The sequence below is a fragment of the Oleidesulfovibrio alaskensis DSM 16109 genome, assembly GCF_000482745.1.
Taxonomy (GTDB): Bacteria; Desulfobacterota; Desulfovibrionia; order Desulfovibrionales; family Desulfovibrionaceae; genus Oleidesulfovibrio; species Oleidesulfovibrio alaskensis.
On the sequence record NZ_AXWQ01000004.1, the window covers coordinates 529,943 to 546,839 of the forward strand.

15 protein-coding genes are annotated in these 16,897 nt (G+C 56.9%); 8 read left to right on the top strand and 7 right to left on the bottom strand.

Annotation, left to right across the window (positions count from 1 at the left end; all coding sequences use genetic code 11):
* Window positions 1-9: 9 nt before the first annotated feature.
* The 4 genes from H586_RS19835 to H586_RS19840 form a co-directional block, all read right to left on the bottom strand.
* Entirely contained in the window at window positions 10-756 is a 747-nt protein-coding gene (locus H586_RS19835; protein ID WP_051363827.1) for a terminase small subunit, read from the bottom strand.
* A gap of 4 nt (window positions 757-760) precedes the next feature.
* The gene (locus H586_RS0102785; protein WP_027181306.1) at window positions 761-1,162 is read right to left on the bottom strand and encodes a hypothetical protein; all 402 of its coding nucleotides are present in this window, start codon (window positions 1,160-1,162) and stop codon (window positions 761-763) included.
* The gene (locus tag H586_RS0102790; RefSeq protein ID WP_027181307.1) at window positions 1,159-1,740 is read right to left on the bottom strand and encodes a hypothetical protein; all 582 of its coding nucleotides are present in this window, start codon (window positions 1,738-1,740) and stop codon (window positions 1,159-1,161) included. The genes H586_RS0102785 and H586_RS0102790 overlap by 4 nt, the downstream gene beginning before the upstream one ends.
* Window positions 1,741-2,434: 694 nt before the next feature.
* Window positions 2,435-2,899: a hypothetical protein gene (locus H586_RS19840; protein ID WP_011368417.1), complete on the bottom strand. Its 465-nt coding sequence runs from the start codon at window positions 2,897-2,899 to the stop codon at window positions 2,435-2,437.
* A 400-nt stretch (window positions 2,900-3,299) separates the two neighbouring features.
* Between H586_RS19840 and H586_RS17915 the strand changes: the two genes are divergently transcribed.
* From H586_RS17915 to H586_RS0102830, 6 genes are all read left to right on the top strand, one after another.
* Window positions 3,300-4,142: a hypothetical protein gene (locus H586_RS17915; RefSeq protein WP_051363828.1), complete on the top strand. Its 843-nt coding sequence runs from the start codon at window positions 3,300-3,302 to the stop codon at window positions 4,140-4,142.
* 313 nt (window positions 4,143-4,455) lie between these two features.
* Window positions 4,456-5,640, top strand: a complete 1,185-nt coding sequence (ahbC, locus tag H586_RS0102810; protein ID WP_011368419.1) for a 12,18-didecarboxysiroheme deacetylase — start codon at window positions 4,456-4,458, stop codon at window positions 5,638-5,640.
* A gap of 111 nt (window positions 5,641-5,751) precedes the next feature.
* Window positions 5,752-6,747, top strand: a complete 996-nt coding sequence (hemB, locus tag H586_RS0102815; protein WP_027181309.1) for a porphobilinogen synthase — start codon at window positions 5,752-5,754, stop codon at window positions 6,745-6,747.
* Window positions 6,748-6,853: 106 nt separating this feature from the next.
* Complete coding sequence (gene ahbD, locus H586_RS0102820; protein ID WP_011368421.1) at window positions 6,854-8,020, top strand: heme b synthase; 1,167 nt, start codon at window positions 6,854-6,856, stop codon at window positions 8,018-8,020.
* Window positions 8,021-8,084: 64 nt separating this feature from the next.
* Window positions 8,085-8,579, top strand: coding sequence for a siroheme decarboxylase subunit alpha (gene ahbA / locus H586_RS0102825; protein WP_051363829.1), 495 nt, complete (start codon window positions 8,085-8,087; stop codon window positions 8,577-8,579).
* A gap of 280 nt (window positions 8,580-8,859) precedes the next feature.
* A complete protein-coding gene (locus H586_RS0102830) occupies window positions 8,860-9,597 on the top strand; it encodes a GntR family transcriptional regulator (RefSeq protein ID WP_155891337.1) in 738 nt (245 codons plus the stop codon).
* Between the two features lie 234 nt (window positions 9,598-9,831).
* Here the strand turns inward: H586_RS0102830 and H586_RS0102835 are convergent, their stop codons facing one another.
* From H586_RS0102835 to H586_RS0102850, 3 genes are all read right to left on the bottom strand, one after another.
* Window positions 9,832-11,253, bottom strand: a complete 1,422-nt coding sequence (locus H586_RS0102835) for a Na+/H+ antiporter NhaC family protein (protein ID WP_011368424.1) — start codon at window positions 11,251-11,253, stop codon at window positions 9,832-9,834.
* Window positions 11,254-11,379: 126 nt separating this feature from the next.
* Window positions 11,380-12,381: a D-cysteate sulfo-lyase gene (gene cuyA, locus H586_RS0102845; protein ID WP_027181312.1), complete on the bottom strand. Its 1,002-nt coding sequence runs from the start codon at window positions 12,379-12,381 to the stop codon at window positions 11,380-11,382.
* Window positions 12,382-12,401: 20 nt separating this feature from the next.
* Window positions 12,402-12,791, bottom strand: coding sequence for a RidA family protein (locus H586_RS0102850; RefSeq protein WP_011368426.1), 390 nt, complete (start codon window positions 12,789-12,791; stop codon window positions 12,402-12,404).
* Between the two features lie 683 nt (window positions 12,792-13,474).
* On the opposite strand from H586_RS0102850, the gene H586_RS0102855 reads away from it, so the two are divergent.
* On the top strand, window positions 13,475-14,248 hold the full coding sequence (locus H586_RS0102855; RefSeq protein WP_027181313.1) for a substrate-binding periplasmic protein: 774 nt from the start codon (window positions 13,475-13,477) through the stop codon (window positions 14,246-14,248).
* 68 nt (window positions 14,249-14,316) lie between these two features.
* Window positions 14,317-15,975: a methyl-accepting chemotaxis protein gene (locus tag H586_RS17920; RefSeq protein ID WP_051363830.1), complete on the top strand. Its 1,659-nt coding sequence runs from the start codon at window positions 14,317-14,319 to the stop codon at window positions 15,973-15,975.
* Window positions 15,976-16,897 lie beyond the last annotated feature (922 nt).

Consider the following 16,897-nt stretch of genomic DNA (forward strand, 5'->3'; position numbering starts at 1 on the left):
CTCCTGTAATTATCCGTTCTTGTAGCCCTGTACGGTCTCCGCGGCAAGCCCGCCGCTTTCTTCCGGCTGCCACGCCTCCCCGCATGGCGCCGCGGCACCACGCCCCCCTGCGGCGTACAGTTCTTCCAGACGCGCCAGTATTTCATCCGGCAATCCGCAGCCTTCTCCTTCAGCCTCTCCCTGACGCACGGCTCCGGCCCCTTCCTGTCCGGCGACCGTCCCCGCCGGTCCGAACAGTCCCAGCGCCCTGCACAGCATGTCCAGAGCTTTGAGCTTTGAATGCATCTTAACACGCAGGGTTCCGCCGCGGCTTGTGGTAGTTTCGGCAATTTCGGCCACGGCCGATGCATGCACCGCCGGTATGCCGCATGAGTCTTTAAGCCGCAGCGTGTTCTGCTCCCAGCTGCAGATGTCAGTCATGGAAGAAAATGCCACAGCCGCAAGCTCTTTCAGCACCTTGTCCGGCGTAGGTTCGCCGGAAAGCGCCGCAGACGCCGAAGCCTCCTGCCTTCTCTCACCCGCGCCATCCGCCGTATCCTGCGCCATGTCCCGCTCCGGCACGGGCCGCCGGTTTCCGTTTATCCCGGTCTGCTGCAAAGATTGCAGCAGACCGCGCACCTGCGGGCGCTGCAGCAGCGCCCTGCCGCTGCGCAGCGCCGATGCCGGAGCATACCCTGCTGCCAGCGCGGCCTGCCGGACATCCCCGTGCTTCAGCCACGCACGGGCAAAAAGCTCATACCGCTCCTGCCGCTTCACAATGTCACTCCCCCTGCTGTAAGATATCCTGCAAGGCTGTCTCCGTATCGCCCGCGTCACGTTTTTCCGCAGTCTGCCGCAGCAGGGCCACAGCCCGTGCATCTCCATGCGTCTGCTTTTTCCGCCACGCGGTCAGTCGCTGCTGACGCAGTTCACGCACATCCAGACGCACCTCTTCCAGCACCTGCTGCACAGCCACCACCCGTTCTTCCAGCCGTTCCACCTGTACAGCCGTTCTGCGGCCCTGTGCCAGTTCACCCGCCAGCACCCCCAGCGAGCTTTCCATCTGCTGCACCCGGTACTGCAGTGTGGCCCCCATGGCCATAACACCCGCCACGGCAGTGAACAAACCGGTGAGCGCCGTAAGCGTCACCTTCCTGTCCAGACTCCAGCCGGTACCGTTCACGATGAGCTCCTTGCGGCGTCACGCGGCGTTACCGCCTGCCCCGGCAAAAGTGAGCCGGACAGTGTATTTCCGGAACGGGCATCTTTACGGTAAGACCCCATGGACGACCCCAGATAGTAATTGACCACTCCCCCGAATGCCGTTCCCAGTGACCCCAGCAGCAACAAGGCAGGCTCGTTGACGCTCTGCATGGCCATCACCGCGTCCAGCATCCAGAAAAAACCGCACACAACAACCAGTGAAACAACGGCGGCAGCCCACGCCCCGCCATGTCCCGCCCGTGCCAGCGCCACCTCTCTGGCTCTGGCATCCTGCACGTTGGCCAATGCTGTCTGCAGCTGCACCTGCTGCCACTCCAGCAAACGGGCTTCATGCCGGGCCTCCAGTTCGGCCAGCTTAAGCACCGCGTCAGGGTTTTCCAGCGCGCGGGCCACTGTGTCCGGCTCTGCGGGTACCCCCAGAAAAGCCCCGAGCAGCGTTCCGGCCGCGCCGGCCACGGCACCTGCCGGGCCGCCCAGTATGCTTGCCAGCAGCGGAGCCGACTTGGCAGCCATCCTGCCCACATCTTTCCACTCCATGATATTTCCCCCATGTCAGGTTGATCCGGTGGCCATGCACCGGCCCGCACCTTACCCCGCCGCGGCAGGGCAAAAGCCCCGCGGCGCCACTGCGGCGTGCCCCCGGCGCTGTCCCGCCCATGTCCCGCGGCACTTGCCGCATACCGTCAGACTTTTTCATAAAAAAACGCTTCACCGGTTGACCTTTGGGCATACGAGCAATATACATACAAATGTGCATGTATTCCGGGCTGGCCCGGTTTCATGCCTCGCTGCGGTCATGCTCCTCCTCGCCGGCCGCAGCTGCCGGACAGTCGTTCTCCGTTGGCAGCCCCCCTATGCCTCCGGCCGTCCGGCGACACACCCTGACGACGGTCTCCCCTCCCCAAGAATGACCGTTGGCGCCGGGGCACCCAGATGCCCCGGCGCATTTTTTTTGTCCGCACACGGCACCGCAAAAAACCCCGCACCGGAAGTATTCCGGTGCGGGGTTGGCGCAGGCTGATACATACAATACGTCCGGGGCAGAACATCGTACCCCCTCCGCAGTCCGAAGCATCAGTAATGTTGAAGATAATCCGTGCAGAGCTGGCAGTGTGCACCACGGCAGGCGGCATAACGGCTGCCACATGTATACCCGAAGCGGGCTGACCGCCCGGCAGGCAGTTTAAAGTCTGCCTGCGGCATGCCGCGCTGCAGGCAAGCGGGCACGCGTCTATCCGTGCACAGCCGCGCTGACTCCGCCCCCGCTGCCGTGCATGGCGGTGGTGCACAGGTCGAACAGCACCATCACCGGCAGCCGCACATAAAACCAGTCAGTTACCAGCGTACCGTCGGCAAAAGTCCATTCGCCCGAATGCACGAAGTAGGAAAAGAGTGCCGCCTCCATGGAAGATTCCGGCATATCCGGCCTGCGCAACACCCGTTCACGACAGAACAATGTCAGCGTTTCCAGCAGGGCAAAGCAGTTTCCGCTTTCGGCCGCTTCTGCCAGCACACTGCCGAACTGCGCGGCAAAAGGCGTTTTTGCCAGTACCGTTGCTGCGTATGCGCCGGATTGTTCGCAAATTTCCGCCAGTGCCCACTGGCACAGTCTGGCCTCGGCAGAATCGTGTTCTGCAGACCGCAGATGCCGCAACACCTGCTCCATGGCGTGTAAATTGTCCTGAATTACTGACATTTGTTCCCCCTGTGCGCGATTGTTATAAATCACATAATATAGCTTAGGCGTATTGTAAAATACGAAAACACATACACAACGGCACAGCCGTTTTTTTTTGCACAGGAAAAATGTTGCTTTTATCAAAATGCGAAGTATGTTAGCGCTCAGAAATGCCCCTGAGTACGGTATCCTTCCACGGATATCGCCTGTTCATGCGGGCGTGGGCCATGCGATTCCCCCGATCACAAAAGAAACTGTCTCCCGCCTATTTCTCTTGTGAATATCGCATGGCCCTCCTTTTGCCGGCTGCACACAGTTGGCTCCCCCCTATAGTCCTCTGAGGATGACCGGAACACGGCACTCAATTTGCATGCTCAGGCAGTACCCAGAGTAACGACAACTTTCCGACGGAGCCACCATGGCCGACACCAGCCGACAGTATATACGCCTTTTCATGCTTGCCGCCCTGCTCATGCTTGCTACCGCCTGCGGCAGCATACAGAGCACGCTGGACAACGCTCCGGCAGTTCTGGACATTGATCTGGCATCACAAGGCACCCTGTACACCAATGAATGGGTGCACAGACAGGCCGAACCGCAGATAATGGTCCGCCCGCAGGAACCGCCCGACACCCCGCCGCGGGTACTGTTCGTGCCTTTCAGGATGTATCAGGACATGCGCGAAGGCAGCGCCATCGCCGAGCAGGTCTCAGGCATTTTCTGGCAGTCGTGGCTGCAGCAGCGGACCTTCGAGGTGCTGCAGTTTGCTCCGGAGCTGGCTCCGTTTTCACCTGCACGCGGAATTGCCGCAGGCAGAGCCGCAGGCGCCGATCTGGTGGTCAGCGGGTATGTGACGCGGTTTATTGATGCAGGCACTGCCGGTGACAGCAGACTGGCCCTGCAGGTGGACATGTACGACACATTTACAGGCGAACTGGTCTGGTCCATGGCTCATGCGGGATTTATGGAAAACACCGTAAAGCGTGACTACCTGCTGTTCACCCAGCGGAACAGACTGCCCGCGGAACCGGTCTGGAGCATTGCCACCGTGCTGGCCGCGGATATGGCACGCCCGATTAAAGAATGGCAGGCCCCCCTGCAGGAAGAAGAGCCCGATCCTTTTGCTCCTGCGCCGCCGGCCCCCGGCCAGATGCAGGCCGCACCGCAACCGCAAGGCCCCGTCCCGCAGGCGGATGCTGCACAAAGCAATACCATTTACGATGCCCGACCCCGGAAAGTATCCGCCCCGCGCACTTTCTAACAAACAGCAAAATTCTGTAAATCAGAGATGTTAGATTGCACAGATCATCATAGACCGGCGCGTTGTCAGTGACCGGTCACAGCCATAAATCAGTAACACATCCTGATAAGCCTTTTCAGGGCTTGCAATCCGCCCTTTCAATCCTATATTACCTGCGGTACAAACTTGTTTTTCTGACGCACTCAGAAACACGAAAAGCCCCATACATTTTTTTTCGCAGGGTATTCCTGCTGTGTCGGTGGCTGCACGCAGCGGCCAAACGATGCGTGTTTACGCGGAATGATTCGGGCTTTCATGCATACCAGGAGACATAATGATAGGCATTTCAAAGCTGTACTGTGGACAGGTTGAACCCTCCGACGCGCTGCGCTACGGACGAGAATCGGGCAAAATGCCCTCGCACCTGCTTCAGTTCTCCAAAGACAAAAAGCCCGTGGTTGTGTGGAACATGACCCGCCGCTGCAACCTGAAGTGTGTTCACTGCTACGCTCAGGCCGTGGACCCCGAAGGCAACGACGAAATCAGCACCGAACAGGGCAAAGAGATCATCCGCGATCTGGCCCAGTACGGCGCACCGGTCATGCTGTTTTCCGGCGGCGAGCCGCTGGTGCGCAAAGACCTTGTGGAGCTGGCCAAATTTGCCACCGAACAGGGCATGAGAGCGGTTATATCCACCAACGGCACGCTGATTACCAAAGAAAAAGCCCGCGAGCTGAAGGAAGTGGGACTTTCGTACGTGGGGATTTCCCTTGACGGTATGGAAGAGGTGCACAACAAATTCCGCGGTGTGCCCAACAGCTTTAAAAAAGCGCTCGAAGGCATTGAAAACTGTAAGGCCGAAGGGCTGAAAGTGGGCCTGCGCTTTACTATCAACAAGCGTAATGCACCGGAAGTTCCCAAAATATTTGACCTCATCAAAGAACTGGAAATACCCAGAATCTGCTTTTACCATCTGGTATATTCCGGCCGCGGCAGCGAACTGATCAAGGAAGATCTTGATCATGCCGAAACCCGTGCCATGGTTGACCTTATCATGGACCGCACCCGCCAGCTCTTTGAAGAAGGCCACCCTAAAGAAGTGCTGACCGTGGACAACCACGCCGACGGCCCCTATGTGTGGATGCGCATGCTCAAGGAAGACCCCAAGCGTGCCGCTGAAGTATTCGAGCTGCTGCAGTACAACGAAGGCAACAACTCCGGCCGCGGCATCGGCTGCATCAGCTGGGACGGCACGGTGCATCCCGACCAGTTCTGGCGCAACAAGGTTTTCGGCAACGTGCTGGAACGTCCTTTCTCGGAAATTTGGGACGACCCCGAAATCGAGCTGCTGGCAAAGCTGAAAGACAAAAAACAGCATGTCACCGGCCGCTGCGCCCAGTGCCGCTTCCTCAATATCTGCGGCGGCAACTTCCGCGCCCGTGCCGAATCCTACTACGGCGATGTGTGGGCTCCCGATCCGGCCTGCTTCCTCACCGACGAGGAAATCGGCATCAAATAGCCAACTTTCCGCTCCGGCGTGCCAGAACGGGCAGGCCGGAGCGTTTTTTACTGCTGCCTGCAAGTGCAGCAACAGCAAGCCAATTGCAACAGAACCAAAGGAGCAGACACGGTGTCTGATTTTTTCCGGGGCAGAAGGTTGCGCCGCAACGCCCCCATGAGGGAACTTGTACGCGAGCATGACATTTCCGCCCGTCATCTCGTCATGCCCTATTTTGTGGTGGAAACCGATGACGCCGGCTTCCGCAAGCCTATCACCTCCATGCCCGGCATTTTTCAGCTGTCGCTTGCCGAGCTGGAAAAAGACGTGGCCGAAGCCGTGGCACTGGGCATGCGTTCCGTTATTCTTTTCGGCATTCCGGCGGTAAAAGATTACAAAGGCTCGGAAGCATACAACCACGACGGCATTGTCCAGAAAGCCATACGCCGGCTGAAAGAGCGCTTTGCGGATCTTCTGGTAATCACCGATGTGTGTCTGTGCGAATATACCAGCCACGGTCACTGCGGACTGCTGCGGCAGGGCGACACCACCGGTGAAGTGCACAATGACCCTACCCTGACCCTGCTGGCCAAGGCTGCGGTTTCGCACGCCGAGGCAGGAGCCGACATCGTGGCCCCATCGGACATGATGGACGGGCGTGTGCTGGCCATCCGCGAAGCGCTGGATGCCAACGGCTTTTCACATATTCCCGTCATGTCCTACGCCGTCAAATACGCCAGCGCCTTTTACGGCCCCTTCCGCGAGGCGGCCGAATCCACCCCCCAGCACGGCGACCGCAAGACCTATCAGATGGACCCGGCCAACAGCCGCGAGGCCATGCGCGAAGCCGCGGCAGACGTGGCGGAGGGAGCAGACTTCCTCATTGTCAAACCTGCCGGTCCTTACATGGACATCATCCGCATGGTACGGGACAGCTTTGACCTGCCCGTTGCCGCCTATCAGGTCAGCGGCGAGTATTCCATGATCAAGGCTGCCGCCATCAACGACTGGATTGACGGCGACAAAGTGGCCATGGAGTCCCTTACGGGCCTGCGCCGCGCCGGTGCGGATATCATCATCAGTTATCTGACTGTGGAAATGCTGCGCAAAAAGCTTGTTTCCGCATAAAACGCAATGCTCTTCCGGCGCGCCGTCCCTGCGGGGCGTACGCGCCGGAATTTTTCAGCCGACCTGTGCAGCCCTGCACATGCCGTACAGGTACAAGGACACACACATGCACAACGCAAACCACCCGCACGGCAACGGCCACCCGGCAGAAAAAAAAGGCATGGGCGCACATTCCGGCGCAATGAACATGCCCCGCACCCTTGAAGACGGCAGCCCCGCATGCCGCCTCATCGCCTGGGAGGTCACCCGTTCCTGCAACCTTGCCTGCAAGCACTGCCGCGCCGAAGCCCATACCGAACCATATCCCGGCGAACTGAGCACACAGGAAGCCAAAGCGCTCATCGACACTTTTCCTGAAGTGGGCAACCCCATAATTATCTTCACCGGTGGCGACCCCATGATGCGCGCCGACCTGTACGAGCTGATCCGCTACGCCACGGGACTTGGTCTGCGTTGTGTGCTGTCGCCCAACGGAACGCTGATAACCGGGCAGAACGCCGTGCAGATACGCGAAGCCGGAGTGCAGCGCTGTTCCATTTCCATAGACGGTCCGTCTGCAGAACTGCATGACGAGTTCCGCGGCGTACCCGGCGCATTCGAACAGTCCATGCGCGGCATTGAATTTTTGAAGCAGGCCGGAGTGGAGTTTCAGATAAACACCACGGTTACGCGTGACAATCTTCCGTACTTCAAAGACATCTTCAAACTGTGTGAAAATCTGGGCGCCGCAGCATGGCATATATTTCTGCTGGTACCCACCGGCCGCGCAGCACAGCTGGGCGCACAGGTCATCACCGCCGAAGAATACGAAGAAGTACTCAACTGGTTCTACGATTTCCGCAAGACGACCTCCATGCATCTCAAGGCTACCTGCGCACCGCACTATTACCGCATCATGCGCCAGCGGGCCAAGGAAGAAGGCCTACCGGTGACGCCTGACAACTTCGGCATGGATGCCATGACCAGAGGGTGTCTGGGCGGTATCGGCTTCTGCTTTATATCGCATACCGGACAGGTACAGCCATGCGGTTATCTGGAACTGGACTGCGGCAATGTGCGCGATACGCGTTTTCCTGAAATATGGCGCAAATCGGAATACTTCAGGCAGTTCCGCACGCCGGAAGAATATGACGGCAAATGCGGGCACTGTGAATACCACAATGTATGCGGCGGCTGCCGCGCCCGTGGCTTCACCATGAGCGGCAGCCATATGGCAGAAGAGCCTCTGTGCACCTACCAGCCGCGCAAAAAGCCCGCCGCAGACCGTAAATAAACTTCATGGCTGTGCATACAGCAGCCGGACGCGGCTTCACTCTTAACGATTCACAGGAGCTAGCATGACTGGACCCGCCGTGCAGGATCAGGAGCTGGATCAGTTCGATAAAAAAATTCTGGATATCATCCAGACCGGTTTTCCGCTGGAACCACGGCCGTATGCCGTTATCGGCGATGCAGTGGGCCTGACTGAAGCAGAAGCCCTCGCCCGCGTGCGCGCCCTGAAGGAACGCAGAATAATCAGACGGCTGGGAGCCAACTTCAATTCATGGAAGCTCGGTTTCCGCTCTACACTGTGCGCCGCCAAAGTACCTGAAGACAAGTTCGACGAATTTGTGGCCGAAGTGAACAGCCATGTGGGTGTCACCCACAACTACCTGCGCGCCCATGCGTACAATGTCTGGTTCACCTTTATCGGCCCCAGCTGGGAAGAAGTGTGCAGCACTCTGGACAGCATAACGCAGAAAACCGGCATTCCCATTCTGAATCTGCCCGCAGAAGAGCTGTATAAAATAAGGGTTGATTTCAAGATGGATGAAGACCCCGCTGCGGACTGACAACGTCGTACCGTTGCGCTGCGGCATGTTCCCCGCGCAGGACAAGCCGCCCATACGCCGTCATGCAGGGTGCCAACCTTTTGGGTCGGCACCCTGTTTCCGTCTGCGGCGCCGGGCGTGGCCCGCTTCTTTGCGGCGGGGCCACCCTGCCGCAGCACAATGCAAAAACAGTGTATCCGGCAAGATACCGTCATATACAGTTGCTCTTATGACAAAGCCGGACTATACTCTGCGCTCTGTTTTTCTGTACAGTTATCCGCAACATGCAGGCGACAGCGCCATGCACGCCGGAAGCTCCGGCAATGCGCGGGCACCTTTTATCTTCAGCCTACTGAAAGGAACAATCGCATTGAGCGGCATTGTCAAACAGACATACAGCGAACAGGTTGTAGAATACATCAAGGACCGCATTCTCAAAGGTGAACTTTCTCCCGGCGATCCGGTCAAGGAAGCTCTCATTGCGCAGAAGCTTGCCATAAGCAGGGCTCCCGTACGCGAAGCACTCCAGATTCTCGCGCGGGAAGGGCTGATTGTGTATGAACCGCAGAAAGGCAAACGCATTACCGCCCTCACCGCCAAAGAAATACGCGACAGCTATTTTACCGGCGGAGTGCTGGAAGCGGCTGCCGTGGCCGCCGCCCTGCCGCTGTATACCGCACAGGATATCGACCTGATGCACCGCACGGTAAACCGCATGAAAGAAGTGGCCGACACAGGTGCGCCGCTGGACAGCATGACGGGACTGGACAACATCTTTCACGAAACCCTTTTCTCACGCGTGGACAATCCGCTGCTGGTCGAGCTTTGCCGCCGGTCCTGTCAGGGCATATCCAAATTTCTGCTGTACAGGCACTGGATCAAACTGTTTTCAGCACAGGAAGTCTATCTGCGCCACAAAGCGGTGTTTGACGCTGTGGCAAGCGGCGACCCCGCCCTTACAGAAACAGCCATCCGCCATCACTACACAGAGTCCGGAGAACGCATGTCGAACTACGGAGTCGACGTGTTCGACGGCTGAGCGCCGCAGCCACGTCATCCGCTCCGGTCCTGCGGGGCGGTCTCTTTTTTTGCTCCTGCGGCTGCCGCCGCACGGCAGCCAATACCGCACATCCCCGCACGGCCTGCCCCGGAACCCCCCGAAGGCACCGCATCCTGCTGCCCGTCCGAAGACCGCAACAGCTCTGCGTGCTCTGCCGAAGACCACAAAAAAAGGGAGCCGCAGCTCCCTTTCGTTATACATAATCCGGTGACATCAGGCCGTTGCCGTTTCAGTCTGTGCACTGTCGGGCTCGGCGTATCTGCGGTTCCAGCCGGTGATGGCCGAAAAGAGCAGCACGCCGAACAATGCCCATGAATACGGGTTGTACAGCGCGGCGGAAATGGACGGCGCGGCAAGGCCGAAAGATTCCGCGGCGGAAACCACAGCCGCATACCAGGCCGCCACGACAATGTGCCAGGGAAGAATGAAGAATATGGTGCACACGGCGCAGTCCATCAGGTTTGCACGACGGGCCGGCGCCAGATTGAATTTTTCGCCTATGGGACGCACCAGACTGGGCCCCACCAGCAATTCTGCAGGAGCGTTGGCGGAAATGGGAATGGATGCCAGCACCGTTACCCCGATAATGGAAAGCTCTGCCTGCCGCACGGTATTGATGATGAATTTTTCGGCAAAGCTCAGAATGCGCTTCATGATGCCGCTTTCCACCAGTATCTGGGTAACGGCAAGAATCAGCAGGGCAAAAATGATGGCTCCCACCACACCGCTTATACCGTCCTGAATGAGTCCGGTGCTTATGCCGCGCTTGGCAGGAATGCTGAAAATATCACCGATGAGCAGGTTGCCGTTGAAAACCCCCACCACGGCGGCTGCTATGTTGCCGTAAATAAGCGATTCAATGATGTGTCTGCCCATGAGAGCGGAAATGACAACAGTGGCCAGGGCAAGCAGCATCAGCGCGCCGGAAGGATCCATCTGAGCCTGAAGTTCAGGCAGGGGCTTTACCGTACCGCCGCCGCCGAACAGCAGGAATATGGCGCTTGCAATGGTGGCTGCCGCCATGGCCAGCGGAAAACGGCTGCGCACAACATCACGCATGGTGGCGCCCTGCGTGTACGCCGAAACAATTGTAGTATCTGAAATGGGGGCAAGGTTGTCGCCGAAGGCGGCGCCCGAAAGTATGGCAGTGGCCAGCAGGGCAGGGTCAGCGCCGAGGAAGCAGCCCGCAGGAAAAAGTACCGGTGTCAGCGCGATGCATGTGCCGGTGCTGGTGCCGGTGCCAAGAGCAAAAAGCGCCGCGGCAACAAACACCATCAGTGTAAACACAGCTCCCTGCGCACCCGTGGTCATACCCAGCCACAGCAGACCGTTCACCAGCCCGCCGCCTACCATCAGTTTGCCGAAAACACCGGCAAACAACCACGCCGTAACAATGACGATACCCGTTTTATCACCAATGCCGCGCATGGCCGCACGGCAGTACTCGTGCTTGTTTTTGGCAAAAAACAATCCGGCCACAATGGCCAGCCAGCCACAGGCCCAGAAAGGCTTCGTGCCGCCCATCTCCTCCACAGAAAGCCATACCAGTCCGCCGACCAGAACGATAAGGGGCACAAGGCCGCCCCATATGCCGCCATACAGTTCCAGGCGTGTATCCATGTTATGCTGTTCCATCCTGCTTCCCTTTTCATGTATCTGTTGTATGTCGCGGTGCTGTACCCCGCGGTGCTGCAATGCGGGAAAACCCCTCTTCCCTTGCAAAAAAGCCGCACCCGCGCAAAGCGGATGCGGCTCTGAGTCTTATTCCATAAAGGTATCGGTGTACGCATACAGCGCGGGCGAGCCGCCGGTATGCAGGAAAAGCACGTTCGAACCTTCGGGGAAATGACCTTTGCGCACAAGGTCGATAAGGCCGGCCATGGCTTTACCGGAATATACGGGGTCGAGCAGAATGCCTTCGGTGGAAGCAAGCAGTTTGACAGCCTCGACCATGGAATCTGTGGGCAGAGAGTATCCTTCGCCCACGTAACCGTCAAAGCATACCACTTCTTCACGGGCAATGCCGCCGCTTACGCCGACACGTTCTGCAGTGGCACAGGCCAGCTTATGCACCAGCTCTTCCTGAACAGGTTTGGTGCGGCTCACGTTGACGCCGCTTACCGGAATGCCGGAATTGGTGGCGGCCATGCCCACAACAATACCTGCATGTGTGCCTGCGCTGCCACTGGGAACCACCATGTGGTCGATGTTGATGCCCTGTTCAAAAAGCTGCTGCATCATTTCCTGAGCGCAAGCAACATACCCTGTGGCACCTATGGTGTTGGATGCGCCGCCGGGGATAATGTAGGGGTTCCTGCCCTGTTCTTTCAGAGTTCCGGCAACTTTGGTCATTGCCTCCATCATGTCGGAACCGCCGGGAACCACAGTAATGCTTTTGACACCCATAAGGTGGAAAAGCAGGTTGTTGCCCGATCCCTGCGGCTTGTAGCTGCCCTTTACGCGCTCTTCAAGCACCAGATGGCAGTCCATGCCTTCTTTAACCGCCCAGGCAAGAGTAAGACGGCAGTGGTTGGACTGTACAGCCCCGCAGGTGATGATAGTATCAGCACCCTGTTCAAGCGCGTCTGCAATGCAGAAATCAAGCTTGCGGGTCTTGTTGCCGCCGGCACAACCGGGAAGCAGGTCGTCACGTTTGATATAAATCTGCACCTTACCGCCCAGCGCGGCGGAAAAGTTATCCAGTTTTTCGATGGGAGTTGCCTGCTGCACATAGCCGCGGCGGGGGAATTTTGCCAGATTCATGATATCACCTCATCCTGTTACTATTCGGCAATCCTGATGATTGCTTCTATTTCCACATCGGCCTTCAGAGGCAGTGCAGCCACCTGCACGGCGCTGCGGGCCGGATACGGTGTTGAAAAATATTGCGCGTACACTTCGTTGACAGCGGCAAAGTCACTGATATCGGCCAGAAACACGGTTACTTTGACCACGTCATCCAGCGATGCCCCTGCACTTTCTGCCACGGCTTTGATGTTGGCGAAAATCTGATGGACCCGATCGCGGATATCGCCTTCGGGCATGGTGCCGGTCTGCGGATTGATGGGCAGCTGACCGGAAAGAAAAAGCAGGTCGCCGGAAAGTATAGCCTGAGAATACGGGCCTACGGCTCCCGGTGCCTTGGTTGTGGCAATGGCTTTTTTTGCAGACACAACGGCCTCCTTTGCTTGGTAAAAATTTCACATCGCATGTCATAATGTCGAATGTCGACAATTTTGATTCATACGACTGAGCCTGAAAACCATCTCGTGTACAAGCGGTATTCCCGCCGCACGCCTGCACACTACGGTTATCCTCACATATTAGTCAAACAAAATGTCGACATTCGACAATAATTTTTATTCATCATGATAAAAAAACATCATCAATACGTTAAAAAAAACAATAAAAAAAGAGCATTACGAAGAGGAAAAATATTGCGCCGCCCTTGCTCATTATTTCACATAAACAAGCCTTCTATCGGGTTCAGCGTTCCGGCAAAACACTGCCGCCGTGACCAAGAAAACAGTCCACGACGGCAGAACAATGTGGATAAGCTGGGAAAAATGATCCATCACGTTCCGAACCTCGCCTTTGCTACTGTTTTCCGGATTCTGCGGCCGAATTTTGGGCCGGACTTCCAGCCAGACTTCGCACAGACATCCGGCCGGACTTGCAACCGGTGCCGTCCGCCGGCGGACAAGCTAACAAGCCGGTCGGGCTAGAAAATTATCATCCTCCGCCACGCGGATAATAATAGAAAAAAAGCGCTGATGCAGAACAATACTTACAGACTCAAACCGCCGGCTCATGCTTCCGGCAGCGGGGTCATCACGTCAATCTACCGGAGGTATCGATGAAAAAAACAATCCTGTCCGCATTCCTGTTTCTCATGCTGGTTGCAGCGTTCCCTCTGCATGCTGCGCAAAATGTCACCGTATACGGTGACGACGCCTACCCGCCCTACAGCTACCAGAAAGGAAAAGAAGCCAGAGGCATCTATGTTGATATTCTGAAAAAAGCTTTTGCACAGATGCCCGACTACAATGTGACCATAGAGCTTGTGCCGTGGAAACGTGCAGTCAAGCTGGTGGAAACCGGTAAAGGATTTGCTTTTTTCCCGCCTTATTACCGTCCGGACCTGCGCCCGTGGGTCATCCATTCCGAACCCATTCTGGAAGAAGCAGTTGTCGTATTCTGCCGCGATGACGTGCTGGCCTCTCCCCGCCCTGACTGGCCTGCAGACTACAAAGGGTTGACCGTGGGGACAAACGAAGGCTTTTCACTCGGGCGAAAAGAAGCCGAACAAGGCATAATCACACTGGAAGAGGCCGGTGATAATGACAAAAACGTTATAAAAGTAGCCAACAAACGTATTGACTGCTACCTCAACGACCGCCTTGCCGTACTGCAGACCATTCAGAGTCTGAAACAGGCAGGCAAGTATGTTGAGGGACAGCACGCCGGTATCCTGGAAGGCGCTGTGGTCGAACAGGAATACGGTCACGTGGGCTTTGCCACGGCAGGCTCGTTCCCGTTCCGCGACGACTTTGTCGCCAAATTCAATGAAACCATAAAGAAGATGAAGGCATCAGGCGAAATCGAAGCTATTGTTGCCGGATATAAATAACTGAACAAAGCAGGAAGCCTTCGCACGGAGGCTTCCTGCTCCGGCCCCGAAACAGCTCGGAGGGCATTGTGACAAAAAGCATACAGACTATACTCATCCTGATACTTGTAGCCGTTGTAACAACTATCCTTACGGCTTTCGGTGCTCAGAGCTACTATCTGGAGCAGACCAAGCAGCTCGCCCTGCTGACTAATGAAAGTAACCGTGCAGCGGCACGCCTTGCGGTCAACATGGCGTCCCCCATGTGGGAACTGGATGAAGATCTGGCAAGCGATGTGGTGGCTTCCGAAATGCAGGCAGAGAACGTCCACACGGTGGTCATCTGGGAACCTGATCAGGAAAAAATCTTTTACGGCCGCACCAAAGCAGGAACTGAAGAAGCCGAAGCAGACCAGCTGCCTGAAGGTTCTGACTATATCACAGCAACAAGCGAAGTATTGCACAAAGAATCTGTCATAGGCGTCGCCGGTGTAGCTGTCAGCAAAGCAAACATGCGCGCTGACCTCCGCGCCACCCTGCAAAAAATAGCGTTAACCACCATCACTATAGATGCTCTGCTTATTTTCGCACTCTTCATGGCCATGCGGTCAGTTATCATAAAGCCCCTTAAATCCATCGAAGAATACGTTGTGAGCATCAGTAACGGTAACTATGATGTGGGTTTCAGTGCCGCACGCTTTCTCGGCGAACTCAAGCGGCTGCGTACAGCAGTTGAAACCATGGTAGAGAACCTGAAGCGCAATATATCTGAAATACAGATAAAAGAGAAAGAAGCAGCAAAAGCTGCAGCGGAAGCAAAACAGGCATTCGCCGCTGCTGAAGAATCCAAAGAAAAAGCTGTAAGAGCGCGTCGCGAAGGTCTGCTGGAAGCTGCAGGTGTTCTGAAAGGCATCGGCGGCCGCATAAGAGAAGCATCGTCTGACCTTTCTGAAAAAGTGGATGCTGTGACGTCACGCAGCGACCAGCAGCGAGAACGGGCCACATCTACGGCCACCGCCATGGAAGAAATGAACGCAACGGTTCTGGAAGTGGCCAGAAGTGCATCGGAAGCCGCACTCAGCGCTGAAGAATCACGTTCAACTGCGGGGCTCGGTTCCTCAAAAGTTGTGGAACTGGTAACGACCATTAAAGACGTGGTACAGCAGACGGAAAACCTGAAAAACAGCCTGAATGTTCTTGGCAGCCATGCCGAAGGCATCGGGCGTATCATGGGCGTAATTAACGATATTGCCGACCAGACTAACCTGCTGGCGCTCAATGCAGCTATCGAAGCCGCACGGGCTGGTGACGCCGGCAGAGGTTTTGCCGTGGTGGCGGATGAAGTCCGCAAGCTGGCAGAAAAAACCATGCAGGCAACCAAAGAAGTTGAAACCGTTGTCCGTGATATACAAAGCAGCAGCCAGGTAAACATATCCGGCATGGAGCAGACTTCTGAAGTGGTACGCACAAGTACAACCCTGGCAGAAGAAGCCGGGCGGTCTCTGGAGCAGATAGTCCGCACCATAGAAATGACATCAGATCAGGTGCGCAGCATCGCCACTGCAAGCGAAGAACAATCCGCGAGCAGTGAGGAAATTAACCAAGCCATGGTCCACATCAATGACTTGGCAGCAGAAATTGCAGACGATATGGCACTGGCCAATGATGCCATCAATGAGTTGTCGACCTATGCAAACAATCTTGCCGAGTTGATAGAAAAACTGGAACACGACGGAGAAGATAACTGACCCATACGGTTCCGAATACCCTGCGTCCAAATATCCCGATACCACGCAGGAGTACTGAAACCCGGTCCCCTTCTTTCACCCTTGTTCTTCTTAGTCGGCAGAAATGCCCTGCCCACTCCGCAACTCAGAAGCTACGCCAATGGAGTTGCTGAAGTTGCCCCCTGCTTAAAGCGAAACGCCACGGGGGATGCAAGGGGAATCATTCCCCTTGCCCGCCGGAGGCGTAATTATGGTTATTCAGTATCTGCCTCCGGCGGGCAGGGAGATGATCTCCCTGCACCCACGATGCGCGGGGTCGGCCGGTGGCAGATAAAAGGCTCCGGCGCGGCGGATGGTGTTTGCTCTCCCGAATTACGTCATGACTTGCCGAATCCCGTCAATCGCCCGATGAGCTGGTCCATAAAGCAGCGTTGCACGGAAGAGGCACCCTAAGGCCCAACGTATGCCGCAGCCGTGCGCCCGAAGCAGTCGGGCTGACCGATGCAGGACGGGCGCAACGGGGGATGCAAGGGGAATCATTCCCCTTGCCCGCCGGAGGCGTATTTATGGTTGCTCAGTAACTGCCTCCGGCGGGCAGGGAGATAATCTCCCTGCACCCACGATGCGCGGTGTTGGCAGGCGGCAGAGAAATGGTTCCGGCGCGGCGGATGGTGTTTACTCTGCCGAATTACGTCATGCCTTGCCGAATCCCGTCAATCACCCGATGAGCAGTCCAGAAAACCTCGTTACATGCAAGGTGCCCGAACGCCCAACATATGCCGCAGCCGTACGCCCGAAGCAGTCGGGCTGACCGGTGCAGGACGGGCGCAACGGGCGATGCAAGGGGAATCATTCCCCTTGCCCGCCGGAGGTGTATTTAGGGTTGTTCAGTGTCTGCCTCCGGCGGGCAGGGAGATGATCTCCCTGCACCCGCAATGCGCGG